Raw genomic sequence first — 23,943 nt, 5'->3', positions numbered from 1 at the left:
CTTATTAAATAATTATTTCTTCCTTATTAACTGTTTTTATATGAAGATTTGAAGTAAGTGGATTAAATTCAATGGTTCTGCCACTTTGTCCTCCTACATCCTGAGCTTCGATAGGTATACGCAAACTTGTAAGCTTTTTCGTTACAGCCTCAACATTCCTGGGACCTATCCTCATCATTTCACTTGCAGGTGTAAATTGAAACATTTGGGCTCCTCCTGCAATTTTTGCTTTTAACCGAAAGCTGTCAGCCCCTGCTCGACGTAATTTAATAAAAAGATCTTCTATAGCTGTATCCGCATATTTAGATCGATTAAACTCTCCCTTTCTGGCTAATGAAGAATCAGGAAGCATAATATGAGCCATGCCTGCAGCCTGAAGGGATCCATCATAGAGTACGATACCTACGCACGAACCGAGCCCTGAGGTGCGAAGTTTTTCTGAGCTTTTTGTTACTTTTAGATCAGCAATTCCCACTTTAATCATTTGGATCATCTTAGTCATAAGCTGATACTCCAAGGGCTTTAAACAACGTACCATATGAATCAGGGTCCGGAAATAAGAAGAAGTGCCCTTCTACAGATTCTTTAGTCTCATCAGATGGGTCTCTCAGACAAGTCTCGATTACAATGCCCTGATCACTGACTACTGATAGTTCCAGTAACCCAAAACTTAAGATAGCGCCTGCCATATCTATATTTAGTGAAGGAACAGAGGGGTAAAGCGTCAATTGCGTGAAATCTGCTAAGGCTGTAAGGTAAGATCCAGATAGAATATTCCCTAATTCTTTAAGAGCTGATACACCAATTTCCATAGAGTCAGAATGATGAATAGTAAAAGAGTCATCTCCAGTCATGATTCTCACAAAACGTTCAGCTTGAACGGGAGGCAGAATGAAAAACATTCCTCCTGGCGCATCGCCTTCTATTTTTAAAAACACACTGACAACAACCTCTTCTGCACTCCCAGAAAGTTCCACCACTTCGTCAAAGTCTGCCAATTGAACTGAGGGCACAAACATTTCGATTTTACGTTCAAGTAAATGAGAAAGAGCAGTAGCCGCGTGTCCAGCTCCGATGTTGCCCACTTCCTTCAGTACGTCTAATTGAACATCTGAGAATTGATCACTGAATGTCATAGTTTTACCTTTTTCAGGTCATCTACATCATCAATAGACAGCACCTTTTCAAGATTCAAAAGAACCAGCAACCTTCGTTCAAGGTGGACGACTCCCTGTACAACTTCTAAATTTTCAGTTCCTACCGCTTCAGGAGAAGGTTCAATTACTTCTTTGTTGATGTCGAGAAGGTCATTAGCTCCATCCACGATTAATCCAACAGCCATATCAGCTACTTTGGCTGTAATAATCCTGGTTTGCTCATTTACTCTGGCAGCGTCTATTCCTAATCTTTCACGCAGGTCTACTATTGGAGTAACTATCCCTCTTAAGTTAATCACTCCTTTTACAAACGGAGCCGTTCCAGGAACCCTGGTAATCGGCATGACCCTCTCAATGGAACCTACTTGATGAACAGGAATTGTATATTCTTTCCCATTTAACTGAAAGACAATTACCTTTAAAAACGAATTCCGTTCTTCCATTCTCATTCCTCCTCTAATGAATAAGTGCATGACTATCAAGAATTAACGCTACTTGCCCGTCCCCTAAGATGGTAGCTCCTGAAATCGCGTAGGTCCCGCTCAAATAATTACCAAGAGATTTTAAAACGACTTCTTGCTGTCCAATAAATGAATCTACTACAAGTCCTGCCATTTTATCTTTCTCCCTAATAATCACCAGAGAGAAATATTCATCTTCTTGATGTGATGAAGGTACTTCTAACACCTCTTTTAAAAAGACAAGTGGAACTACTTTCCCTCTAAAGTCGATCACTTGTTTTCTATGAGCTGACATAACATCTTCTTTCTTAACAATAGCCGTCTCCATTATCGAACTAATTGGAATCGCAAACTTCTCCTTCTGAACTTCTACAAGCATGACAGATATAATGGATAGGGTAAGAGGAAGCTGCACGGAAAAAGTACTGCCACGGTCAAGTTCAGAATCTATCGTAATGGTACCACCCAGCGATTCGATCGTACTTTTAACTACGTCCATTCCCACCCCTCGGCCGGAAACATCAGAAACTTCATCGGCGGTCGAAAATCCACTTTCCATTATTAATTCATAAACCTGATTATTGCTCATGTTTAGGGATTGGTTTTCAGTAACGACGTGGTTACTTACTGCCTTTCGAATGACCTTATCCCGGTTAATCCCTGCACCGTCATCTGCTATCTCTATATACACATGGTTGCCGCTATGAAAAGCTTTCAACTCCAGTTTCCCAGAAGGATTTTTTCCTTTTCTTTCTCTTTCATCTGGACTTTCTATTCCATGATCAAGAGCATTGCGAATTAAATGAACAAGAGGATCTCCAATTTCATCGATAACCGTTCGATCAAGTTCTGTTTCTGCCCCAACTATACTCAAGCTTACTTGTTTATTTAGATCTCTTGAAAGCTGCCGCACCATACGAGGGAACCGGTTAAACACTTGTTCCATCGGCACCATCCTCATATTAAGAATAATGCTTTGCAAATCTCCTGAAATCCTCGACATGTGTTCCACTGTTTCCTGAAGGGCAGCATCATTCAATTCACTAGAAATTTGTTCCAGTCTTCCTTTATCAATCACAAGTTCCTCGAACAAGTTCATCAGTGCATCCAAACGATCTATATTTATACGGATCGTTTTATTACCAGTCTGCTTATGGTTTGTTTTTTCTGAAGCTGTTTCCTCTTCAGATTTCCTGTTGTTGCTCACAAGTTCTGAGGAGTTATTCTCTTCCGGAGAGGATAATTCAGTTGAGCGTGAATCAATCAGGAATTCAGCGACCGCAACTCTATCTATTTCCGAAACTTTATGTATCTTTTTTTCTACTTCTTCCATGTCGGAAGTTGTCACTAATAGAACTATAAAACTTTGTTCAAATTCTTCGTTCTCCAACTGCTCCACAGTTGGTACAGAAAGAATAACTTCTCCTAATTGTTCAAGCACCTCAAAAACCATATAGACTCGAGCTGCCTTCAATAGGCAATTCTCTCTTAAAGTAACTTCGACCCGATAATTTTGCTGACCTTGCTCTTTAGACTGCTCTAAAATGGTCCGGGTAAATTCGTCTATAGATAAACTTACCGATGTGTTCGCCGTATGGTCTGGTTCCAAAGCAAAAGTTGTCGATTCTTCACCTGTTTCAATACCTTCGAGCATCTTCACAACCTGTTTAACCTCTCTATTTCCAGCTCCACCAGTTGCTATATCCATAACCATCGCTTCTAAATCATCCACTGAGTCGAATACGATATCTAACATCTCAGCATCTACTTTAATTCGTTCATTACGCACCCCATCCAGAACGTTTTCCATCTGATGAGTTAACTTAGATAGATCCTGATACCCCATTGTGGCTGACATACCTTTCAGAGTATGAGCCGATCTGAATATTTCATTAACGATGGACAAATCTTCAGGGTTTTTCTCTAACCATAATAGATAATCATTCATCGATTGAAGATGCTCTTTACTTTCATCTATAAAAACTTCTAGGTATGGGTTATTATCCATTTATCTTCCCCCCTCTTTAATCTAAGAGCTTTTATTATACTACTGCCAATTTATGACAAAGGAATAAAGACCTCACAAATACCGAATATCCACTACCTAACTTTTATTTTTTCATCGTCTTGCTCTTCACTAATCAACCTTCTCAATTTACATACAAATTCTTGAGGGGCAAGTGTATTTTCAGATAGTTTAATAAAGTGACAAACTATAATACTAATAGCTTTACTTGCCTGAGCATCAGGAAACTGAATCGTAAAAGGTTTCCTTTGAATTATTGATTGGATAACTGCACGATCCTCAGGTATGGACCCTAAATATTGAACTTGAGTCTTAAACTGACGGTGAATGACTTCTTGAAGACGGAAGATCGTATCTTCCTTCTTCCTTTCCATAGACAAACGATTATGGAGTATCGAAATCGGAAACTTCTTTTCCTTGGTTAGTAAACCTTTAACAAGTCTATATGCCCGTGTAATGGAAGCGGAAGATAGTGTAGTTACAATAATTGCTTCATGAACAGAAGTCATAAATCCTGTGCAATTCTCCTCTACACTTGAGCTCATATTAAATAGAATGTAATCATAGCTCCTGTTTAACTCTTCAAACTGAGATTGAAAATATTGAAACTTCCATTCATCAAGCTTTGAAAACATTTCGAACCCAGTCCCTCCGGCGAGATAAGATAAAGATGATGGAGACTGCTCGATAATATCATGAATGGTTTTTCCTCCAGAAAAAAGATGGACCAATGAGTGTGAAGCACAGACTTCTAATAATCGGCTTATTGTCCTCTTACCAGCATCTAAATCAAAAATTAAGACACGATTATTCTGTTCCATAAGTTTAATGCCAAAGTTAACAACGAAGGTGGATTTTCCTTCTCCTTCTATTCCGCTTGCAATAGCAATGGTCCGTGCTTTAGAATCCACAGCCCGGTTCCCCATCATACGCAGCCTTAATTGTTCAGCTTGGTCATGCATGAGGGTATCCCTCTGTAACTTTCCGAGCCATAATCTCAGGCGAAGCTTCTTCAATGTCGTCTGGAACATTTTGCCCATTCGTTAAGTAAGCAACACCAAGTTTGTGGCGAACCAACAAGTTAATTGCACTTCCATACGTAGAGGTTTCGTCCTCTTTTGTAAAAATTATTTTGCTAATTGGAATATCCTGAAACTTCTCATAAATGCTATTCATATCAGGATATTTACTTGTTAGCGATAATACTAAAAAAGTTTCGGAAGTATCATCAAATTTTAGTAGCTGGTTTAATTCTTCGATATAAGATGTCTGCAAGTAATTACGCCCTGCAGTATCCACTAATACAAGATCAAAATCTTTATACTTTTCTATTGCTTGTTCATAGTCTTCGAGGTTGTAAGCTACTTCAAGCGGAACGTTCAGTATTTTCGCATAGGTTTTCAATTGATCAATTGCCGCAATCCGGTATGTATCCGTGGTAATAAAGGCAACGTTTAATTTTTGATTCAAAACAGCATCCGCCGCTAATTTAGCTGCAGTTGTTGTTTTTCCAACCCCGGTAGGTCCTACTAAATGCACAAATGTATTACTCAAATGTTTATGTCCAAAAGGATATGGATTCAGATGCTTTTTGATCTGGGCCGTTAATAACCTTTCCATCCCTTCCTTTTGACCTGTATTGTCGGGCCATTTTTTCTGGTCGATACTCTGCACAATACTTCTAGCAAGATCAGGATCTAGTTCTTGCGCAATTAGATGTTCATACCAGGCTGAGAACTTACCAGTACCCGGTGAGTGGTCATTCTTAGATTCCATCATCGAGCGGAGCTGCCTCAACTCGTTCATAATCGCTTCATTTGATAATGGTGCCGATTCATTAGAGCTTAATGCCTTCGTGCTTTTGGAAGACTTCACCTTCCTCTGGACCGGTGCGGGCGGATCTACGGCTGCAATAACTTCAATAAGATCCTTCTTGAATCTTCTGAATAATCCCCTTGCTTTTACGGTTTTTGTATTCAAAACCACCGCTTCGGTTCCTAATTCACTTTTCACCTTTTTCATGACGTCCGCCATGGTAACAGCCTGAAACTTTTTCACCTTCATGCGACATTCACTACTCCTACACTTTGAACTTCAACGGTTGGTTCTAATTCGTTATAAGATAATACAACTACTTGTGGTAAGAATCGTTCCAGCAGCTGTTTGATGTACATGCGAACAGCCGGCGAACACAGCAAAACCGCTGTTTCTTCCTGAAGTGAAACTTGTTCAACCTGAGCTGCCACGGCACTAATAATAGACTGCTGACTTTCTGGATCCAGTGCCAGATAACTGCCATGTTCTGTTTGTTGAATGTTGTCTGCAATTATTTTCTCTACCTTACCGGATACGGTGATGACTTTAACACTTTGGTCTTCTTTCATATATTGACGGGTGAGCTGAGCAGCTAATGATTGTCTCGCATATTCAGCAAGCAGATCCGTATCGGTTGTCATTCTGCCGAAGTCAGCCAGCGTTTCGAAAATCACGGGTAAATTATTAATGGACACGTTCTCACGCAAAAGCTTTGCCAATACCTTTTGGACATCGCCAACTGATAAAGGCTCTGGTGTAACTTCGGCAACCAGAATTGGATAGGATTCTTTCAAATGATCAATCAACTGCTGTGTTTCTTGACGTCCAAGGAGAGAATGGGCATGCTGTTTTATAACCTCAGTAATATGAGTGGATACAATAGATGGAGGATCAACTACGGTGTATCCAGATAATTCAGCTTCATCTTTTTGATCCTCAGTAATCCATTTGGCCGGTAAACCGAAGGCAGGTTCCTGCGTTTCGATTCCTTCTAACTCCTCATCTTCGTCTCCAGGGCTCATGGCTAAATAATGGTCAAGCAGAATCTCACCACGTGCTGTCTCATTTCCTTTTATCTTTAACCGATATTCATTTGGATGCAGCTGGATATTGTCTCTGATTCTTACTACAGGGATGACAATTCCTAATTCAATGGCTAACTGCCTTCGAATCATGACGATCCGGTCTAATAAATCCCCTCCCTGATTAGAATCAGCGATGGGAATAAGCGCATACCCGAATTCGAACTCAATCGGATCCATACTTATTAAATTAACCACATTTTCGGGGGATTTCATTTGATCACTTTCCGTTTCATCCAGTTGTTCAGGCTCACTTTCAACTGGTTCCTCCACTTCTCTAGAAAGCCAGTAAGCCCCAAATCCTAACACGGAAGCTATGAGAGTTGTAAGCAAAAATGGAATTGGAGTTAAACCTAATAGAAAAATTGTTCCAGCAGCTATATATAGCAGTTTAGGGTAACGGAGCAGCTGACTAGTTATATCTGTACTTAAATTACCCTGAGAAGCTACACGTGTTACTACGATTCCGGTAGCAGTAGATATAAGCAGGGCAGGTATTTGACTGACAAGACCATCCCCGACGGTTAATCGCATATAGGTATCAATAGCTTCATTGAAGGACATGCCCATCTGGACCATTCCTATAATTAAACCGAAAACTATATTAATAAGTACAATGATAATCCCGGCTATTGCATCTCCTTTAACAAATTTACTTGCTCCGTCCATCGCTCCATAAAAATCAGACTCGTTTTCAATTTTTTCTCTGCGCTCTTTAGCTTGATGTTCATTAATCATACCTGCATTCAAATCAGCATCTATACTCATCTGTTTTCCGGGCATAGCATCTAAAGTAAACCGTGCGGCTACTTCAGATACACGCTCTGCCCCCTTAGTGATCACAAGAAATTGAATAATCACCAGAATGACGAAGACAACAAATCCAACCAAAGGATTTCCGCCGATAACGAAAGTTCCAAATGTAGCTATGACTCCCCCTGCTTCGGCTTCAGACAGAATGGAACGGGTGGTTGACACATTTAATCCAAGCCGAAATAACGTCAGTAATAATAACAGGGTTGGAAAAACAGCAAATTGGAGCGCTTCTTCCATATTCATTGAAACTAGAATGACAATTAGAGCAAGCGTTATATTAATGAGAATAAAAAAACTAAGGAGCCACCCAGGAAGCGGAATAACCAGCATAACGATAATCAGGATCACGCCTAATAAAACGGATAAATCTCTTGCTGACATTAGTGGACCTCCTTTTCTTTAAATTTTTTTCTCCAATTGATACACGTAAGCAAGAATCTCTGCTACTGCCTTGTAGAACTGCTCATCGATAGGCTGATCGATTTCAGTGTCTTTATACAAAGCTCTTGCCAGGGTACGATTTTCCACGGTAACTACGTTGTTTGCTTTAGCTACTTCTTTAATCTTTAAAGCGATAAAGTCAACCCCTTTAGCTACAACATAGGGCGCATCACCCTGATCCTCCCTGTACTTTACAGCAATTGCATAATGGGTAGGGTTCGTGATGACAACATCCGCATCAGGGACTTCACTCATCATGCGGGAAGCCGACATCTGCCGCTGCTTCTCTTTGATTTTTGCTTTAAACTGCGGATCCCCTTCCATGTTCTTGTGTTCATCTTTAATGTCTTTTTTAGACATCCGTATATTTTTCTCATGATCGTAGCGCTGATATGTATAATCGATAACGGAGAGAATAAGCAGGGCGAGTGCTGAAGCAAGTCCCATTAGAATAGTAGTGTTACCAAAAAAAGCAAGAGCTGCCTGTACGGATTTCTGGGACATCAGCATCATTTCATCTTTGTTAACCCAGATAATTGCAAAAGTTATAGAACCCACTATGGCAATTTTCAGCAAAGACTTTACCAATTCGACGAGAGCACGGGCAGAGAATATTTTTTTTGCTCCCTGAATTGGATCAAGTTTTTTTAAATCCACTTTTAATGGTTCACCAGTAAACATAATGCCTACCTGTAACAGATTAGACGCTACACCTGCTACAACAGCCACAGCCATTATGGGAGCAATAACCTTACTAATCTCCCAAGTCATTTCAACAAAAATCGTATGAACTTGCATTTCAGTTACATTCCAGTGGATATATTCTTGAAACGCATGTTCATACATTCCGGTCATGGTTGACTTCATTGGGCCGCCCAGTAAAAACAGGGCGCCAAATACCATTAATAGAAGAAAACCTGTATTCACATCCTGGCTTTTGGGGACCTGGCCTTTTTTTCGGCTATCCTGTCTTTTCTTAGGCGTGGCTTTTTCTGTTTTTTCATCTGCAGCAAAGAACTGCAGGTCTAAATGTAAGAAATGCATAAGCAGCTAGCCTCCGAATATTTGCATTAAACCACGCATTGTAGTAAGCATAGTTTCAAATAATTGTTCAATCAGCATCATATAAAAGGTCATTGCTATTACTAGAACGGAGAGAGCTATGAATATTTTAAGTGGTAAACCAACTACAAATACGTTTAGCTGAGGCACCGTCCGGGCTACTATCCCAAGGGCAATATCTACAAGAAACAAACAGCCTACAATAGGAGCAGCCATTAAAAAAGCTATAACAAACATCTGGTTGAAAGTCTCAATTACAAATTGAATCCACGCTTCGTCTTGAAGTGGCAGCAATTGATCAATCGGAATCAGGGAGTAGCTGTAAAACACTCCTTCAATCATCAGGTGATGCCCATCGACAGCCAAAATAAACAGCAGAGTAATAATATTAAAATACTGGCCGATTAAAGGACTTTGAGCTCCTGTTTGCGGATCGATAACATTAGCAATCGCGAACCCCATTTGAAAATCAATAAAACCACCTGCAATTTGAATCGCTGCCAGGACAATATAAGCTAATAAGCCTACTGCTATACCAACAGCTGCCTCTTTGAATAAAAGTAAAAAATATTCCTCATCAATAGCAAGCTCAGGGACAGAAAGCGTGAAATACATTAGAAGTGCAATAAAGAAGCTAAAACCAACTTTATGCTGATTAGGTACATTGCGATAAGAAAAGAGCGGAAGTGTGACAAAAAAGGAGGTTACTCGAATGAATATTAATAAAAATGCGGGAAGGCCCGCTAGATTAATCGAATCCAGCATAGCTACCCTACCAACATATTTAAGTTACTAAATATGCTGGCCGCAAACTCTACCATATTTGTCAGCATCCAGGGCCCAAAAAATATTAAACCTACCATTACGGCTACAATTTTAGGAATAAAAGCAAGCGTCTGTTCTTGGATTTGCGTTGTTGCCTGAAAAATACTAACCAGGAGGCCGACCGCTAAAGCTAGAATCAGCAAGGGACCGGTAATCATTAACACGGTATAAATACCTTCCTTCGCGAATGAAATGACCATTTGATCGTTCATATTATTGACCTCCCTCCTAAAACCCTTCTAATAAAGATTTAGTAATTAAGAACCATCCATCAACCAGCACAAATAATAATATCTTAAAAGGAAGTGAAATCATGACAGGAGGCAGCATCATCATTCCCATGGACATAAGGACACTTGCAACAGCCATATCAATAACGAGAAAAGGGACAAATATCATGAACCCCATTTGAAATGCCGTTTTAAGTTCACTGATCGCAAAAGCTGGTACAAGTGTAGTGAGTGGAACATCTTGAATGGTCTCCGGCCGCTCCATACCAGAATAATTGATGAATAGAGCTAAGTCCTTTTGCCTCGTGTGTTTCCCCATAAAATCCTTCATAGGAATACTTGCTTCTTCATAAGCTTCATCCAATGTAATTTCCTCATTGAACAAGGGCGTTAAGGCCTGATCGTTAACTTCCTGTAAGGTAGGTGCCATTATAAAAAATGTTAAAAAAAGAGCAATACCAACCAAAACTTGATTGGGCGGCATTTGTTGAGTCGCAAGTGAAGTCCTTACAAAAGAAAGTACGATCAGAATTCTTGTAAAACTTGTCATCAAAATCAATATCCCAGGAGCAAGGGACAAGACCGTCAACAAAAGCAGTAATTTAACGGAAGTAGAAATGTCTTCAGGATCTGACCCGGAGAAGATCTCGATAAATTCATTCATGATCTCTGCCCTCCTGATCCTGTTTTGATGCATTTTTTCTTTTTTCTTTCATATCTTTAAGCTGCTTCTCAAATAGTTGCTGAAACTGTGTAGTGGAAGTACTCCGTTCCTTTCCTTCATCCTTTCTCCATTTTCCAAGCCATTTATCAAAAGGGAAAGTTTTTTCCATTCCATGGTGTTTATCCCTTTGGATCAAAGCGCTTTTAGTGGAAGGATCTGAGATTTCAGTAATGATTTCCACTGAATCCCCGACCCCGAGAATAAACACTTGTTCACCAATACGCACAGCCTGTATCGAACGGTTAGGCGCAAGGTTCATCCCTCCCAGGTTTTCCATTGTTCGATTCTGATTGAACACTTTATTTCTAGAATTAAAAAATTTTAATAGTCCATATATGAGAGCCAATACCAGTAATAGAACCAATACCAGTTTAATAATATTCCAAAGTAAGGAACCTTCTGCTTCTTCTAATTGAGAGGGATTGCCTCCAGAGGGAGCCTCAGAATCTTCTGCTGAGTTAGAAGATGGGCATCCTTCAAGCTGAGGATTCTCTAAACACTCAGCGGCAGATGGTGCAGCTTGAACGAACCCTGCACTGCCGAGAAAAATAGTAATTAAAGCGATCATGAAAGCTATCCATCTAGTTGTTCGATACATAAACATTCCTCTTTAACTTAAGGCTTTTTGAATGGCTTCGATAACACGATCAGCCTGAAAGGGTTTAACGATAAAATCTTTAGCCCCTGCTTGAATAGCATCGACAACCATTGCCTGTTGTCCCATAGCAGAGCACATAATTACTTTAGCATTTGGATTATGCTGCTTTATTTCCTTCAGTGCTGTAATTCCATCCATTTCTGGCATAGTAATGTCCATCGTTACGAGATCAGGGTTTGTTTCCTTATATAATTCCACCGCTTTTTTTCCATCCTCTGCTTCAGCTGCAATTTCATACCCATTTTTCGTAAGAATGTCCTTTACCATCATTCTCATAAAAGCTGCATCATCTACAATCATTATTTTTTCTCCCATTTTTACTTCCTCCTTTATTAACGTAATTTACTCAGTCGATCTTTGGGACTCACTATGTCGGTTACCCGTACACCGAAATTCTCGTCGATCACTACAACTTCTCCCTTAGCCATCAGTTTTTCATTTACAAGAATATCAACTGGTTCGCCTGCTAACTTATCCAGTTCTACCACAGAACCTGCTGATATTTCTAAAATATCTTTTATTGTCCTTTTCGTGCGACCAAGCTCTACGGTAACTTTTAATGGAATGTCCATCAGCATATCTAAGTTTCTCTGTTCACTATTATTAAGCTGCACAGATTCAAAGTTTTGGAATTGAGCGGTCTGAATATTCGCTTCATTAACATTTTGCCCCACTGGTCCTCCTACGTACTGAGGTTCAACTTCATCCTGAGGTACTGATGTACTTGAACCCTTGTGATAGTCACTGGTTGTAACAGTTTTGTTGGGCTGCTCTTCTCCTCTTAAATCCGAAGATTTTTCCAGAGATTTTTGATGGTATTCTTTTTCCTCAGGATTCATTAACTGATCCACTAACTCTCTAGCAAAACCTACAGGAAGCAGCTGCATAATACTAGAATCGATCAGTTTCCCCACTTTTAGCTGGAAAGAAACTTTCACAAGGGTTTCGTCATTTGGAATCTGATCCGTCCCCCGGTCTTCCTCAAGGTTTAACACATCAATGGTTGGAGGAGAAATATCTACTTTTTTATTAAATATAGTTGACATACTGGTCGCTGCTGACCCCATCATTTGGTTCATAGCTTCCTGGACGGCACTTAAAGAAATTTCATTTAATTGGTCATCAGGAGAGCTGCCATCTCCGCCCAGCATAAGGTCTGCAATAATAGCCGCATCTTTAGTGTTAATAACCAAAACATTTTCACCTGAAAATCCATCCGTATAAGTAACTCCGACGGCAACATAAGGTTTTGGAAATTCATCAGAAAGACGATTACGGTTTACAACGGTGATTTTCGGTGTTGTGATTTGGACTTTTTGGTTTAACAAGGAAGACAAAGCTGTTGCAGAACTTCCAAAAGAAATATTGCCGATTTCACCTAGTGCATCTTGTTCAAGTATTGATAATTCTTCTGCCGAACCTTGACTAGAAGGTGAACGTTTAAAATCTTCACCGGTACTGCCATTCAAAAGGGCATCTATTTCATCCTGGGATAACATATCGTCACTCATTTCTTTCGGCCTCCCCTCGATAGTCTTCTAGTACTTGCACAGCGAGTTGATTTTTAATGGTCCCCGGCTGCACATAAAACTTTTGTTCGTTATCTACTTTTAACGTCATAGGTTTGTCAATTTGCTGACTTAATCGAATCACATCATTTTCCTTCAACCCTAAAAACTCCTGAATCGATATATTCGATTCCCCGAGCAAAGCTCTTATATCTACTTCTGTCCCTTTAATAGTGCTTGTTAGTGCTTCATATTCTTCAGGATCTCTATCTTTCGGCTGTTGCTTTTGCATCCAATAATGAACGGACAGCTTCGGAATGATTGGTTCTAACACTACGTGAGGGATACAAATATTAATCATACCGCTCGATTCCCCAATAGTTGTATTTAAGGAAACAACTACCACCGTCTCATTAGGTGATACCATTTGAAGAAATTGAGGATTCACTTCAAATTCTTCCAGTATTGGGTCGATTTCTACTATAGAACCCCAGGCTTCCTGGTAGTTATCGAGGGCTTTCTCAAATAAGTGAGACATAATAGTCGTTTCAATTTCTGTTAAGTTGTCCACTTTACTTGCACTGCTACCTCTGCCTCCCAATACTCGGTCCATCATCGCATACGCTACATTAGGGTTAATTTCGAGCAGAATTCTTCCTTCTAATGGGGATACACTGAATATATTCAGTATCGTCATTGTTGGAATAGACCTGATAAATTCTTCATAAGGGAGCTGGTCTACTGAAGCGACTTCGATATTTACATAGGTTCTTAAATGTGCTGAAAAATAAGTAGTAAGCAATCTGGAGAAATTTTCATGTATTCTTGAAAGACTTCTAATTTGGTCTTTTGAGAATCGCAGCGCTCTTTTAAAATCGTAGGATCGAACTTTCCTCTCCTTTTCTTCATTCTTTAATTCCTCGGCATCCATTTCACCCGTTGATAAAGCGGATAGCAAGGAGTCTATTTCATTCTGAGAGAGAACTTCTTCTGCCACACTCTCACCCCCTCACCCAGATTGTTAATTATTGTAAGACTTTGTCTACTGTATAAACATCAGTAACGGTCCCCTGGCTCATAACCTCATTCAATTTTTCTTTTAACTGGTCCTCAAGATCACCAAGCCCCGATTGAAAAGATTCAGAATCCATAACCGCAAGTTCTTTAATCAATATATTTTGCATCTGGAAATCTCTCTTTTGTAATTCTTCTAAAGATTTCTTGCTGTCTGTTACAACACGGAAGCGGATGCGTACAAAGTCACCATTCTTTAAATCCGTTGTAATATCCTCCGTTAGCATGGATGACTCCCGCATTTCATCAATAGATCTTTTTCCTTTTACTTCATCTGTCCCATTTAGATTCATGACGATAATAAGAGTCGCTGCTCCAAGTAAAGTAAGCGTACTTAGAATAATAATCATCGTCTTAAAGACTCGATTTTTAATCGTCATCACCTGCCTGTCCAGCTAGTCTAAAAAGCCCTACTTCTCTATAAAACCTTTTAATTTTCTTTACAACAATTTCTTCCTGCTCTTTAACCAGAAGCTTTTTTCCTTGAGTTGTCGTAATCATAGTGTCCGGATTAGATTGAATTTGCTCTATGTAGATGGCATTTAAGGTAAACGGATCCCCGTTCAATTTCGTTAAAGCTATCATCTTGATAGGGGAGGCTATATAGTCAGCCTCCCCGCCCTCCTCTCCGGTTAACGTTTCAAGTTGACTAATTCCTGAAGAATTTCATCTGAAGTAGTAATAATCCTTGTATTGGCCTGAAATCCTCTTTGTGCCGTAATCATTTCAGTGAACGATTCAGCTAAGTCCACATTAGACATCTCAAGAGCCCCTGCGACCATTTGCCCTGTTCCATCGCTTCCTGCAACAGACAAGTCATCCAATCCCTCAATCGGCTCTCCAGCGTTAGTGGTATAGCGATAGGTATTGCCGCCAATTTTCTCGAGACCGCTTGGATTAGCAAAGTTAGCCAGTCTGATTTGCCCAGCTACTCTAGGTGTACCATCAACATCTACATAACTGACTGCACCGTCCGGCTGTATACTGAAACTCTGGGCGTCTTCAGGAATGGTAATCATTCCTGCATTGTTTTGGGCGGTATTTGGCGCGTTCTGGTTTATAGTAAAAGGCTCTCCAACTAAATATTTTCCTTCATTGTTCACGATTGCCCCTTCAGAATCCAAATAGAAATTTCCAGCTCTTGTAAAGCTCGTATTCACATTGTCAAGATTAAATGCTTTACCATCCGTATTAATGTCATCTGTTCCACCCTCTGCAAGCATAAACATCCCGTCTCCTTCAAGAGACAAATCCAATGGACGATTGGTTGTCTGGCGGTTACCTTGAGTATGGATTGTATCAATGGATCCTGTTTGGGAACCCAGCCCTACTTGTGAAGGGTTCAAACCTCCGCGTGTATTGCCGTTTGCTCCTTCTGTAGGTCCTTGGGCACCTGTCATTGTTTGACTCATCATATCTTGAAATGTAACGCGCCCTTTTTTGTATCCGTACGTATTTACATTAGCAATGTTATTTCCAATCGTATCTAACTGTGTTTGAAAACCTTTCATTCCGGAAATACCCGCATACATTGAACGTAGCATGTTGCAACATTCCTCTCATTTTTTATTTTGATCAGCCGCTTCCATCAGTCAGCGGTAGTACGGCCTCCCTTGAGGGTCCAGCCTAATCTTCTAACACAATGGTGCCATTAATGTTTGTAAAAATTTGAGATGCAGCTTCTTCTCTTCCAAGCGCTGTTACAACGGTGTTATTTTTAGTACTTACTACAAAAGCAGCCTGGTTAGTAATGACTAAACTATCCGTTACACCTTTGGACTTGGCTTCTGCCATCTTATTTGAAATTTCATTCCATTTATTCTCATCAATTTCTATATTCCGTTGTTTCAAACGCTTTTCTGCATGTTTGCTTATTCTTAACGTTTGAGCCTCATTAAGAACATTTTGAAAAGAGATATCTGTTTTCGTTTTTTTCCTTTGAGGTGCTGCTTGGAGTGGTTGGTGAAATTGATGAATGCGGGGATCCATTCTACTCACCGGAACTTGCTCCACCTATTCCACTAACAGATGTAATTTGATTGACTGGCAGTTTTAGACCTGACTTCAACTCAAGGGAGGTATCCCCATCTTTTTGAACGACGGATGTAACTACTCCTTTTTCCAGCCCCTCTTCAGCTCCAGTTTCTTCATTAACTATCGGATAGGCAACCTCCTTACCAATTAAACTGCTATACTGGATCAGTGGCGGTAGACTTTGAGTGTCTAAGAATTGCTCTATAGCTTGTGACATATTTGTCATCTGTTCCAAATTAGAAAACTGGGTCATCTGGGATATAAACTCTTTATCTTTCATCGGGTCAAGAGGATTTTGATTTTGAATTTGCGCCATTAAAATCTTTAAGAAATCATCTTTTCCGAGCGAGGAATTTGCGCTATCTGCAACTGACTGATTTTTTAAATAGTAGGACGAATCAATCGTATTCATGTCATCACCTAAACTTTCTCGTTCATTAGAATATCGTAAAAAGACATTTCTTCCTCAGACTTATCTTCATTATCCGAATTTAACTGATTTGATTGTTTTTCTTTTTGTTCTTCCTGGCCTTCTTGCTCCTCATCGAATGAATAAAAAGTCTGCTGATCACTTAAACCGTCATTCTTTTCAACTACGACCTGCTGGGGAGAGAACATGTGCCTCAACTGGCTCATATTACTTTCCAGCATATCTTTCGCCGCTTGACTGCTAGCTATAAACTTCACGGTAATTTCTCCATTAATTTGCGCAAGCCTCACCTTCATCTCTCCAAGATTGTGAGGCTTAAGTTTTAACTGCATTTCCATACTGCCTGGCTTGCTGGTAATCCAGCGGCTGGATTGTAGAATACGTTCCAGTTCTTTCATAAACTGGTTTGGGAAAGAAGAAGACGGCTGGTTCTGATGGATTTGAATTACATGTTGTTCTACTTTTGACATCGGCATGGTTTGAAGAGAAGGTGCAGAGTTTTTAGTATTATCCGTATGCTTTTCTATATACTGCGAAATCCACTTCCCCATTTCCTTTCCATTAATAGGCGACAATCTTTGATAACCAGGCGGAACTGTTTGTCTATTATGGTAAGTATTCCATATACCTTTAAACAGCTTATTTTCAAATTCAGTTCCTTGCTCGGATAGTTTGCTCAGCATGGATTTCCATTTTCCCTCAGGCACTTGATTGGATATTTGGGAGATCGATTGAATGACATCTTTAATAACTAATACTTTGGTTGTATAACCATTGACCTTGGAATGGGAATCCCTATCATTGTAGTCAAGACTATGAAGGGTTTGTTGGAACTTAACCCATAATTTTTGAAGATCCGTCTCTTTCTGCTCAAAATTATTAAGTAATTGATTTTTTTCCAATTGTGTCTGGCTCGTTGAAATAGGGATAGTGAAAAGGTGAATGTTATCCGACATTTTCTTTTTCTGCCCCTCAGCGTCTTTAAGTACGTGTTGAGCCAAATTTGTGTTTTCATTGATGGTTTGAAGAAGATCTAAAACTCTTTGGTCTTTATCAAAGTAAGTCTCTTCTTGCCAATTATCACCTTCTGCTCCATCTGGTTTCATTACTCCATAAAGCATTTTAAGAGCAGACTGCAGACTATTTAGTATGTCCAGACCTGAAGGCATATCCGCATTACCTTCAAGCTGATTTTGGAGATCAGTCAGCTGTTCAAGTAACTTCAACTCCTGTCCAATTCCTAGATCAATTTCTTTATGATAGGAATTCAGTTCGGTAAATAATTCAATCAATTCGCTTTGAAGATTCTGAGCCTTTTCAATAATTGGATCTATATCTTCTTTCTTTGAACCACTTAAACTCTCCCCATTCTCTTGAAGGGCATATAATAAGTCTTGAAATGCTCCCTCGGTATTCTTACCTTCTGATTGTGAGTTAAATAGAAGCAGCGGACGAGACCCTGTAGTGCTAAACAACTGATCGACAAGATTCATTGTTTTCACCTCCTTTCAAGTAGACAACTCTTAATCTTCAGATGAATCAATAATTTCACCAGCGATTCCTGCGGCTGTTTCTGGATTCATTTGACCAAAGATTAATCCTCTTTCTTCGCTTGCTACATTCTCAAGCACCTCTATAGCAAGATCTTGACTCATGTTCTCTACAATAGGCGCAGCTTCTTCCGGCTCCATTTGCTGGAAGGAAGCAGCCATGCTCATCACTTTCTCATTTTCAGGTTTTGCTTCTTCTGCTTCCTGGGCAGATTCCACAACAGCTTCTAATTTAACTACCTTTTGCTCAAGTTCATCAATCTCTGTTTGTTTTGCACTTAGTTCTTCTTCGAGCAGATCGATATCTTCATTCCTGGCGTCAAGAGTAGTCTCAAGTTCCTTGTTGTTTGATTTGATGTTTTCTTCCTCTGGAGAAGATGCATTTTGAGCTATCCACGGCACCTTACTTACATACTTCTCAGTTTGTTCTGTGACATTCACACCGAGTAGAGTTAAGACAATCCAGGCTAAGGTGATGGCAAACACTATGGGAATGATAATTACAAAGAAGAACCATTGTAATTTACTGGCTTGCTGCTTATCAGTAATTTGCTTTGCCATAACCTCACCTACCTTGAAAATTTAAAAACTGCCTCATAGACATATCATCCATTTGTTTATTTTCTTCATCTTTAACCCATTTTTGATGCTTTTTTTGCTTTTGTGCGATGAGTTTTTCAAATTTCTTCACTTCTACATAAGCGTCTGTTAATTTTTCCTGAGAGTGGTACATGGCCTGACGGGCTTCTTGAACTTCAGGCTGCAGCAAATCTATACGTTCTTCTAAGCGCTCTATGTATTGCTGGTGCTGAATAAAAGTCATTGCCTGAATCGTTCTTTTAGAAAGGGTCTGATGGAATGAATGCTCGGCTTCTTCTTTTTCCTTCAATACCTCATACAGCTGGGTCGCTTTTTGTTCAAATGCTTCTACTCGAGATTGATGATGTTTCTCTTGCTCAGCTCTCTCCCGATCCCTTAAATCCATAATTTTATGAAAAGCACGCAAATGAGCCATACAAATTCCACTCCTATGTAAATAACTGTTTTAGCAAATCCTCGGATCCTTCAAAACTTGACGGTTCTTGTACACCTTGCTTCAAAAAGTTAATAATGGAAGGATGATAATGAATGGCCTGATCGATATCCTTACTGCTGCCTTTTTTATAAGCTCCTATTTGAATCAGCTCACTATTTTCCTCGTACCTCGCAAGCAATGCTCGAAGGCGTTCTGCTGATTGTTTATGTTCATCTGATGTAATCTGCTTCATTACCCGGCTGATTGATTTTAATATGTTTATAGCTGGAAATTGACCCTGTTCCGCAAGGTTTCGATCCAGTACAAAATGTCCATCAAGAATCCCTCTCACCGTATCTGATACCGGCTCATTCATATCGTCTCCGTCCACCAGCACTGTGTAAAAAGCTGTAATCGTTCCTTTACTGCTTGTTCCCGTTCTCTCGAGCAGCTTAGGTAAGAGTGCAAATACAGATGGTGTGTAACCTTTGGTCGTGGGAGGCTCCCCTGTTGCAAGTCCGATTTCACGCTGGGCCATGGCAAAGCGGGTTACGGAATCCATCATAAAATTAACGTTGTAGCCGAGATCTCTAAAGTATTCACTTATCGCAGTAGCAGTATAGGCTCCTTTAGTCCTCATAAGAGCTGGTTGATCAGATGTAGCTACGATAACAATGGAACGTTTTAGTCCCTCTTCCCCTAGATCGTTTTCAATGAATTCTCTCACTTCTCTTCCGCGCTCACCAATAAGGGCTATAACATTTAAATCGGCAGAGCTGTTTCTTGAGATCATTCCCATAAGAGTACTTTTACCCACACCGCTTCCTGCAAATATACCAACCCGTTGTCCTTTTCCAACCGTTAACAAAGAATCAATTGCACGAACTCCTACTTGAATCGGCTCTTTAATAGTGGGTCTTGACAACGGGTTAGGAGGGGACTGATCCGTGGGGTACATCGTTAAACCTTTGGGGAGTAAACCACCGTCCAGCGGCTGTCCTGTCGCATCCAAAACCTTTCCAATCAATCCTGTTCCTACTTTAACTTTCATTGGTTCTCCAGTTGCCTCTACTAAACTTCCAGGACTGATATCTCTCATTTCTTTATAAGGCATAAGGAGAATATTCTCTTGATTGAAACCAACCACCTCAGCAGCAATAGACTGGTTCCGATCAGAATGAGAGTGGATATAGCATAAATCTCCAATTGAAGCTTCCGGACCCTTTGACTCCACCATCAAACCTACCACTCGGTGAATGCGGCCGTAGCGTTTAAAGGTATCTGATCGATCAATAACTTGTAAATAAGTATTCTTATTCATAAGCTCCCGCCTCTTCTTGAACAACACGAAAAACTTTCTCTCTCAATTCTTTCAGCTGACTGTCAATCCCAGCATCAATACGTCCAAAAGGGGATTCAATCACGCATGAAAAAGGTTCCATCTCATCTTTCACGTAGATAGACAAATTGGTTTTCAAACTCGTCATTCTCTGCAATTCTTCTGCCTGGGACTGAAGATCACTATATTGATCAGGATGAACATAAATAGCTATTTCAGGCTGCTCTTGAACTTCTTTAACTACTTTTTTAACCAGATATAAAAAAGACTCAGGGTGGTCTTGCAAATGGCAGTTCACTATCTTTTCAGCTGAACGAAGAGCAATTTCAACAATGGTTTCTTCACTTGATGCAACAATCGAGTGATATGATTGGTTCGCCTTCGCAATAATGAGGTTTGCTTCCTCCAACTTTTCCGTGTAATCGTGATATCCCTGAGTTACACCAGTCTCGTAACCTTCTCTCTCTGCGGCTTGAACCAATTGAATTCTTTCTTCCTGCCACGCTTTCTTATCGGCTTCGATTTTATGTTCTGCTTCCTGCAGCAATTGCGAAGCCTCTTCCCGTGCCTCCTCCAAAATCTTTTCGGCTTGCTGTCTCTTTTGCAATGCAAGCTCTTGTTCATTGTAAAGATGTTCTTCCACAGATACAGTTGAGGTTAGCTTTTCGACTGGCTTAATATGAATAATACGTTGAGAACTTTGATTGCTAGACAATAATGTCGTCACCTCCACCTCGTGCAACTACAATTTCTCCCACATCTTCTAAACGTCTAATAGTAGCCACAACTCTGGTTTGAGCCTCTTCTACATCACGTAAGCGTACTGGTCCCATAACTTCCATCTCTTCTTCAAACGTTTCAGCCATTCGCTGGGACATATTGGAAAATACTAGATTTTTAACTTCATCACTCGAAATTTTCAAAGATAAGCGTAGGTCTTCATTTTCAACTTCTCGTATGACCCTTTGAATTGCTCGATTATCAAGTGAGACAATATCCTCAAAAACGAACATACGTTTTTTAATTTCCTCGGCTAGCTCTGGATCCTGAATTTCTAAGGAGTCTAATATTGTTCGTTCCGTACTCCGGTCAACTCCATTGAGCACTTCGACCACTGCTTGAATACCACCTGTTTCCGTATAGTCATGAGTTACTGTAGCTGAAAGTTTTTTCTCAAGTATCTGCTCCACCTGATTGATAATTTCAGGAGAAGTGGATTCCATCGTAGCAATTCTTCGTGCAACATCGGCTTGCAGCTCCTGAGGAAGTTCAGAGAGAATCTGGCCGGACTGTGCCGCATCTAAGTAAGATAAAACGAGAGCAATCGTTTGAGGGTGTTCATTTTGGATAAAATTCAAAATCTGAGCAGGCTCAGCTTTTCTAGCAAAATCGAAAGGCTTCACTTGGAGAGAAGAGGTTAAGCGTCCAATAATGCTGGATGCTTCGTCTTCTCCCAAAGCTTTTTCAAGAATAGTTTTGGCATAGCCAATCCCTCCTTGAGAAATATAATCCTGCGCCAAAGCGATCTGATAGAATTGTTCTACTATTTCTTCTTTTTCTTTTGAATTTACTTTTTGAACTGATGATATCTCGAGTGTTAATTGTTCTATTTCTTCTTCATTTAAGTGTTTGTATACCTGTGCAGCTACATCCGGTCCTAAGGAAATTAAGAGGACGGCAGCTTTTTGCTTTCCAGATAACTCTGACTTTTTCAAGGCCATTGAAGAACCCTCCCTTATTCTTCCGCGATCCAAGATCGCAATAATTTAGCAAATTCTTCCGGATTTTCTTTTGCCATTTTTTCTAATTGTTCTCTTTGTTGAGTAGAAGCGGTTACCTTTTCTTCAATGCCCGGAACAAAGGGAGGGATTTCCTCTTCTACAGTATCTTCGTAAATTTCTTCTTGTCTTTTTCTTCTCATTAACAAAACGATTAGCACCACAATAACAATTACAAGAACGGCTCCTGTTACGTACATCCACATTGGAATTCCAGACGTCGGTTCGGGAGAGGAAGGCTGCTCACTGAATTCTTGAAAAACAATTGATATTTTTTCCTGAGGGTTTACTTCTCCGTAACTTTCATTAATGGATGTCGTAATCATTGAGTTAAGAATTGACTGCACGCTTTCCTCAACAGTTTGCTGCTCTTCAGCAGATAACAGTTCAACAGATCCTTGTTCATCAGCACCTTTTGTACGATCAATAGCTACCTGAATTCCAAGATCCCTTACTTTAAAAGGGCTCTCTTCAATATTTCTCTTAATTCGGTTAAATTCGTTATTGATCGTTTCACGGTTCATTTCATAATCCCCGTTCGAGCCTTCTGCGTCAGCAGGATAGTTCGCTACATCTTCCTCCCCTGCGCCAGGCACTCCCCCTTCAGGTATTCCCCCTTCGTAGGTTTCTTCGATCCGTTCAATACTTACTGGAAGTCCCTCCATAGTTTCAGGGTCGACAGGTTCTACGAGTTCCTCTACGCGATTTTCTTTTGTAAAATCAATATCTGCTGTAACGGTTGCTATCACTTTTTGCTGACCAATCATCCTGCCAAGCATACGCTGGACATCTTGCTTAATGTCACGCTCAATATTTTTTTTCACATTCTGCTGATATGTATAAGCGTCTTGGCTTTCAGGTGAATTTGAATTATTTAAATCAAAATACTTAAAGTTTTGATCCATAATTACGATATTATCTTTAGACAAGTTGGAAACAGATTTTGAAGCCAGGTTATAAAGGGCTCCTATTTGACTGTCCTCCATCTGATATCCGGGTTGTATAGTCAGTACGATTGAAGCGGAAGCTGTTTGCTCAGTTTCGGATGCAAATACCTCCTCTTCTGGAATGTTGATCATAACTTTTGCATCCTGAATTCCACCGATTCCCTTCATCATATTGGCCAGCTCGCTTTGCATAGCGTCCAGCTTAATCATATTAAACTCATTATCCGTCATTCCCCATGACGTGTTATCACTAAAAAATCCATAATCTATCGAACCGCTGCTAGGAAGACCTGCCGCAGCTAAATCTACAAGCAACGTCTCTGCTTGAGGTTCTGGGACCAAGATGGATGTACCACTTTCTTCCAGTTCATATGGAACTCCTCTTGTGTCCAGCTCTGTTTTAATTTGGCCGATTTCCTGGATCGTTAAATCCTTATAAAGAGGAACCATTTTTGTACTGGATGCAAAAATGCTAACCACGGCTACTATTAAAAGGACAGCTGCGGCTCCACCAATGATGGTAGCTTTCTGTCCTCTACTTCTTTCATTCCAAAACGAAATACTACGATTTTTGTACTGTACTAGTTTTTCTTTCATAATTGCCCCCAAAAAAAGCACGATCACCGCGAATATTGTAACAACTTATTTAACGTGTGCTACACTTGCATTCGCATAATTTCTTTATATGCTTCTACTACTTTATTTCTCACTTCAATAGATGTTTGCATCGTGATACTGGCTTTCTTTGAAGTAATCATCACTTCATGAAGGTTCTCCACTTCACCGTTTGCCAGGGCTTTAGTTTTCTGATCTGATTCGAGTTGAGTGTGATTCACTTGATCGATTGCATTTTTCAATTGATCAGCAAATTTGACTTGAGCCTCTGCAGGAGAACTACCCGGGTTAATTTGAGGTGAGAAAGTATTTGATTGGATCGACGGTAATCCCTTTATAGTATTTAGATCTGGCAT

Annotated in this window: 28 protein-coding genes; all 28 read right to left on the bottom strand. The window is 40.0% G+C overall.

The genetic code is table 11. From position 1 onward, the window contains the following. Positions 1-4: 4 nt before the first annotated feature. Positions 5-502: a chemotaxis protein CheD gene (locus LCM11_RS00860; RefSeq protein ID WP_224892413.1), complete on the bottom strand. Its 498-nt coding sequence runs from the start codon at positions 500-502 to the stop codon at positions 5-7. Then, complete coding sequence (locus LCM11_RS00855; RefSeq protein WP_224892412.1) at positions 495-1,136, bottom strand: chemotaxis protein CheC; 642 nt, start codon at positions 1,134-1,136, stop codon at positions 495-497. Before LCM11_RS00855 ends, LCM11_RS00860 begins: the two co-directional genes overlap by 8 nt. After that, complete coding sequence (locus LCM11_RS00850) at positions 1,133-1,600, bottom strand: chemotaxis protein CheW (RefSeq protein WP_224892411.1); 468 nt, start codon at positions 1,598-1,600, stop codon at positions 1,133-1,135. The genes LCM11_RS00855 and LCM11_RS00850 overlap by 4 nt, the downstream gene beginning before the upstream one ends. A gap of 13 nt (positions 1,601-1,613) precedes the next feature. Further along, positions 1,614-3,626: a chemotaxis protein CheA gene (locus tag LCM11_RS00845; RefSeq protein WP_224892410.1), complete on the bottom strand. Its 2,013-nt coding sequence runs from the start codon at positions 3,624-3,626 to the stop codon at positions 1,614-1,616. Positions 3,627-3,718: 92 nt separating this feature from the next. Next, a complete protein-coding gene (locus tag LCM11_RS00840) occupies positions 3,719-4,606 on the bottom strand; it encodes an AAA family ATPase (protein ID WP_224892409.1) in 888 nt (295 codons plus the stop codon). Continuing rightward, entirely contained in the window at positions 4,599-5,708 is a 1,110-nt protein-coding gene (flhF, locus tag LCM11_RS00835) for a flagellar biosynthesis protein FlhF (RefSeq protein WP_224892408.1), read from the bottom strand. The genes LCM11_RS00840 and flhF overlap by 8 nt, the downstream gene beginning before the upstream one ends. Next, positions 5,705-7,738, bottom strand: coding sequence for a flagellar biosynthesis protein FlhA (gene flhA / locus LCM11_RS00830; protein ID WP_224892407.1), 2,034 nt, complete (start codon positions 7,736-7,738; stop codon positions 5,705-5,707). The genes flhF and flhA overlap by 4 nt, the downstream gene beginning before the upstream one ends. A gap of 18 nt (positions 7,739-7,756) precedes the next feature. Beyond that, positions 7,757-8,842 carry a flagellar biosynthesis protein FlhB gene (gene flhB, locus LCM11_RS00825; RefSeq protein WP_224892406.1) on the bottom strand — a complete coding sequence of 362 codons (1,086 nt, stop codon included), beginning with the start codon at positions 8,840-8,842 and terminating at the stop codon, positions 7,757-7,759. 6 nt (positions 8,843-8,848) lie between these two features. Then, on the bottom strand, positions 8,849-9,625 hold the full coding sequence (gene fliR / locus LCM11_RS00820; RefSeq protein ID WP_224892405.1) for a flagellar biosynthetic protein FliR: 777 nt from the start codon (positions 9,623-9,625) through the stop codon (positions 8,849-8,851). A 2-nt stretch (positions 9,626-9,627) separates the two neighbouring features. Continuing rightward, positions 9,628-9,897 (bottom strand): flagellar biosynthesis protein FliQ, encoded by a 270-nt coding sequence (fliQ, locus tag LCM11_RS00815; protein WP_089750916.1) that lies wholly within the window; start codon positions 9,895-9,897, stop codon positions 9,628-9,630. Positions 9,898-9,913: 16 nt separating this feature from the next. Continuing rightward, entirely contained in the window at positions 9,914-10,579 is a 666-nt protein-coding gene (fliP, locus tag LCM11_RS00810; protein ID WP_224892404.1) for a flagellar type III secretion system pore protein FliP, read from the bottom strand. Next, positions 10,572-11,237 carry a flagellar biosynthetic protein FliO gene (locus LCM11_RS00805; RefSeq protein ID WP_224892403.1) on the bottom strand — a complete coding sequence of 222 codons (666 nt, stop codon included), beginning with the start codon at positions 11,235-11,237 and terminating at the stop codon, positions 10,572-10,574. The genes fliP and LCM11_RS00805 overlap by 8 nt, the downstream gene beginning before the upstream one ends. Positions 11,238-11,249: 12 nt before the next feature. Continuing rightward, entirely contained in the window at positions 11,250-11,612 is a 363-nt protein-coding gene (locus LCM11_RS00800; protein WP_224892402.1) for a response regulator, read from the bottom strand. 17 nt (positions 11,613-11,629) lie between these two features. Continuing rightward, positions 11,630-12,808 (bottom strand): flagellar motor switch phosphatase FliY, encoded by a 1,179-nt coding sequence (gene fliY / locus LCM11_RS00795; RefSeq protein ID WP_224892401.1) that lies wholly within the window; start codon positions 12,806-12,808, stop codon positions 11,630-11,632. Continuing rightward, complete coding sequence (fliM, locus tag LCM11_RS00790) at positions 12,801-13,802, bottom strand: flagellar motor switch protein FliM (protein ID WP_224892400.1); 1,002 nt, start codon at positions 13,800-13,802, stop codon at positions 12,801-12,803. Before fliM ends, fliY begins: the two co-directional genes overlap by 8 nt. A gap of 28 nt (positions 13,803-13,830) precedes the next feature. Continuing rightward, positions 13,831-14,259, bottom strand: a complete 429-nt coding sequence (gene fliL, locus LCM11_RS00785) for a flagellar basal body-associated protein FliL (RefSeq protein WP_224893065.1) — start codon at positions 14,257-14,259, stop codon at positions 13,831-13,833. Further along, entirely contained in the window at positions 14,249-14,446 is a 198-nt protein-coding gene (locus LCM11_RS00780; protein WP_412098119.1) for a flagellar FlbD family protein, read from the bottom strand. Before LCM11_RS00780 ends, fliL begins: the two co-directional genes overlap by 11 nt. Positions 14,447-14,511: 65 nt before the next feature. Further along, the gene (gene flgG, locus LCM11_RS00775; RefSeq protein WP_224892398.1) at positions 14,512-15,423 is read right to left on the bottom strand and encodes a flagellar basal body rod protein FlgG; all 912 of its coding nucleotides are present in this window, start codon (positions 15,421-15,423) and stop codon (positions 14,512-14,514) included. Positions 15,424-15,505: 82 nt separating this feature from the next. Then, positions 15,506-15,868: a TIGR02530 family flagellar biosynthesis protein gene (locus LCM11_RS00770; protein WP_224893064.1), complete on the bottom strand. Its 363-nt coding sequence runs from the start codon at positions 15,866-15,868 to the stop codon at positions 15,506-15,508. 1 nt (position 15,869) lies between these two features. Beyond that, positions 15,870-16,325 (bottom strand): flagellar hook assembly protein FlgD, encoded by a 456-nt coding sequence (flgD, locus tag LCM11_RS00765; protein WP_224892397.1) that lies wholly within the window; start codon positions 16,323-16,325, stop codon positions 15,870-15,872. Positions 16,326-16,333: 8 nt separating this feature from the next. Then, complete coding sequence (locus LCM11_RS00760; RefSeq protein WP_224892396.1) at positions 16,334-17,836, bottom strand: flagellar hook-length control protein FliK; 1,503 nt, start codon at positions 17,834-17,836, stop codon at positions 16,334-16,336. 30 nt (positions 17,837-17,866) lie between these two features. Next, a complete protein-coding gene (locus LCM11_RS00755) occupies positions 17,867-18,454 on the bottom strand; it encodes a MotE family protein (protein ID WP_224892395.1) in 588 nt (195 codons plus the stop codon). Between the two features lie 4 nt (positions 18,455-18,458). Beyond that, entirely contained in the window at positions 18,459-18,908 is a 450-nt protein-coding gene (gene fliJ / locus LCM11_RS00750; protein WP_224892394.1) for a flagellar export protein FliJ, read from the bottom strand. A gap of 13 nt (positions 18,909-18,921) precedes the next feature. After that, positions 18,922-20,229: a flagellar protein export ATPase FliI gene (fliI, locus tag LCM11_RS00745; RefSeq protein WP_224892393.1), complete on the bottom strand. Its 1,308-nt coding sequence runs from the start codon at positions 20,227-20,229 to the stop codon at positions 18,922-18,924. Beyond that, the gene (fliH, locus tag LCM11_RS00740) at positions 20,222-20,962 is read right to left on the bottom strand and encodes a flagellar assembly protein FliH (RefSeq protein WP_224892392.1); all 741 of its coding nucleotides are present in this window, start codon (positions 20,960-20,962) and stop codon (positions 20,222-20,224) included. The genes fliI and fliH overlap by 8 nt, the downstream gene beginning before the upstream one ends. Further along, positions 20,955-21,968: a flagellar motor switch protein FliG gene (gene fliG / locus LCM11_RS00735; RefSeq protein WP_224892391.1), complete on the bottom strand. Its 1,014-nt coding sequence runs from the start codon at positions 21,966-21,968 to the stop codon at positions 20,955-20,957. Before fliG ends, fliH begins: the two co-directional genes overlap by 8 nt. Before the next feature lie 14 nt (positions 21,969-21,982). Continuing rightward, positions 21,983-23,569 (bottom strand): flagellar basal-body MS-ring/collar protein FliF, encoded by a 1,587-nt coding sequence (gene fliF / locus LCM11_RS00730; RefSeq protein ID WP_224892390.1) that lies wholly within the window; start codon positions 23,567-23,569, stop codon positions 21,983-21,985. Positions 23,570-23,628: 59 nt separating this feature from the next. Continuing rightward, the gene (gene fliE, locus LCM11_RS00725; protein ID WP_224892389.1) at positions 23,629-23,943 is read right to left on the bottom strand and encodes a flagellar hook-basal body complex protein FliE; all 315 of its coding nucleotides are present in this window, start codon (positions 23,941-23,943) and stop codon (positions 23,629-23,631) included.

The sequence above is a fragment of the Halobacillus halophilus genome (assembly GCF_020171985.1).
In the GTDB taxonomy this organism is placed as follows: domain Bacteria; phylum Bacillota; class Bacilli; order Bacillales; family Halobacillaceae; genus Halobacillus; species Halobacillus halophilus_A.
This window is presented reverse-complemented; position numbering and strand designations above follow the sequence as displayed.

Coding starts and splice junctions, on each gene's coding strand:
- flhF (WP_224892408.1), bottom strand. CDS start 5,708: ATGAAGGTGAAAAAGTTTCAGGCTGTTACCATGGCGGACGTCATGAAA.
- fliI (WP_224892393.1), bottom strand. CDS start 20,229: ATGAATAAGAATACTTATTTACAAGTTATTGATCGATCAGATACCTTT.
- LCM11_RS00760 (WP_224892396.1), bottom strand. CDS start 17,836: ATGAATCTTGTCGATCAGTTGTTTAGCACTACAGGGTCTCGTCCGCTG.
- LCM11_RS00800 (WP_224892402.1), bottom strand. CDS start 11,612: ATGGGAGAAAAAATAATGATTGTAGATGATGCAGCTTTTATGAGAATG.
- LCM11_RS00840 (WP_224892409.1), bottom strand. CDS start 4,606: ATGCATGACCAAGCTGAACAATTAAGGCTGCGTATGATGGGGAACCGG.
- fliG (WP_224892391.1), bottom strand. CDS start 21,968: ATGGCCTTGAAAAAGTCAGAGTTATCTGGAAAGCAAAAAGCTGCCGTC.
- fliP (WP_224892404.1), bottom strand. CDS start 10,579: ATGAATGAATTTATCGAGATCTTCTCCGGGTCAGATCCTGAAGACATT.
- LCM11_RS00805 (WP_224892403.1), bottom strand. CDS start 11,237: ATGTATCGAACAACTAGATGGATAGCTTTCATGATCGCTTTAATTACT.
- flhB (WP_224892406.1), bottom strand. CDS start 8,842: ATGCATTTCTTACATTTAGACCTGCAGTTCTTTGCTGCAGATGAAAAA.
- fliQ (WP_089750916.1), bottom strand. CDS start 9,897: ATGAACGATCAAATGGTCATTTCATTCGCGAAGGAAGGTATTTATACC.
- LCM11_RS00755 (WP_224892395.1), bottom strand. CDS start 18,454: ATGGCAAAGCAAATTACTGATAAGCAGCAAGCCAGTAAATTACAATGG.
- fliL (WP_224893065.1), bottom strand. CDS start 14,259: ATGACGATTAAAAATCGAGTCTTTAAGACGATGATTATTATTCTAAGT.
- LCM11_RS00845 (WP_224892410.1), bottom strand. CDS start 3,626: ATGGATAATAACCCATACCTAGAAGTTTTTATAGATGAAAGTAAAGAG.
- fliY (WP_224892401.1), bottom strand. CDS start 12,808: ATGAGTGACGATATGTTATCCCAGGATGAAATAGATGCCCTTTTGAAT.
- flgD (WP_224892397.1), bottom strand. CDS start 16,325: ATGAATACGATTGATTCGTCCTACTATTTAAAAAATCAGTCAGTTGCA.
- fliE (WP_224892389.1), bottom strand. CDS start 23,943: ATGCCAGATCTAAATACTATAAAGGGATTACCGTCGATCCAATCAAAT.
- fliR (WP_224892405.1), bottom strand. CDS start 9,625: ATGCTGGATTCGATTAATCTAGCGGGCCTTCCCGCATTTTTATTAATA.
- LCM11_RS00855 (WP_224892412.1), bottom strand. CDS start 1,136: ATGACATTCAGTGATCAATTCTCAGATGTTCAATTAGACGTACTGAAG.
- LCM11_RS00850 (WP_224892411.1), bottom strand. CDS start 1,600: ATGGAAGAACGGAATTCGTTTTTAAAGGTAATTGTCTTTCAGTTAAAT.
- fliF (WP_224892390.1), bottom strand. CDS start 23,569: ATGAAAGAAAAACTAGTACAGTACAAAAATCGTAGTATTTCGTTTTGG.
- flhA (WP_224892407.1), bottom strand. CDS start 7,738: ATGTCAGCAAGAGATTTATCCGTTTTATTAGGCGTGATCCTGATTATC.
- LCM11_RS00770 (WP_224893064.1), bottom strand. CDS start 15,868: ATGGATCCCCGCATTCATCAATTTCACCAACCACTCCAAGCAGCACCT.
- fliJ (WP_224892394.1), bottom strand. CDS start 18,908: ATGGCTCATTTGCGTGCTTTTCATAAAATTATGGATTTAAGGGATCGG.
- LCM11_RS00860 (WP_224892413.1), bottom strand. CDS start 502: ATGACTAAGATGATCCAAATGATTAAAGTGGGAATTGCTGATCTAAAA.
- flgG (WP_224892398.1), bottom strand. CDS start 15,423: ATGCTACGTTCAATGTATGCGGGTATTTCCGGAATGAAAGGTTTTCAA.